Annotated in this window: 1 protein-coding gene; it reads left to right on the top strand. The window is 59.4% G+C overall.

Annotated features, from left to right (window positions below):
* Positions 1–557 (top strand): MFS transporter (locus ABLV08_RS03530; protein WP_348855575.1); only part of this gene is annotated, 557 nt, incomplete at both ends.

The following is a 557-nucleotide window of genomic DNA, read 5'->3' as shown; positions in this document are numbered from 1 at the left end:
ATCTACACCAACCGCAGCATTATGCTCTCCAGCATCGTGCGTATTATCAACACCCTGTCGCTGTTCGGCTTCGCGGTGGTCATGCCGATGATGTTCGTTGATGAACTCGGTTTCACCACTTCCGAATGGCTGCAGGTGTGGGCGGCGTTCTTCTTCACCACCATCTTCTCCAACGTCTTCTGGGGTATTGTGGCGGAGAAACTGGGCTGGATGAAAGTGGTGCGCTGGTTCGGCTGCATCGGCATGGCGCTGTCGAGCCTGGCGTTTTACTACCTGCCGCAGCACTTCGGCCATAACTTCGCCATGGCGCTGGTGCCGGCCATCGCGCTGGGGATTTTTGTCGCGGCGTTTGTGCCGATGGCGGCGGTGTTTCCGGCGCTGGAGCCAGAGCATAAAGGGGCGGCGATTTCGGTCTACAACCTGTCGGCCGGGCTGTCGAACTTCCTCGCACCGGCGATTGCGGTGGTGCTGCTGCCGCACTTCAGCACCATCGGCGTGGTGGTGGCCTATACCGCGCTCTATCTGCTGGCGTTTTGTCTGTGCCCGTTTATTCGCGT

This window comes from Klebsiella sp. CN_Kp088 (assembly GCF_040064335.1).
GTDB lineage: Bacteria > Pseudomonadota > Gammaproteobacteria > Enterobacterales > Enterobacteriaceae > Klebsiella > Klebsiella aerogenes.
Note: the sequence above shows the minus strand (reverse complement) of the source record. Positions and strands in the feature narration are given on the sequence as shown.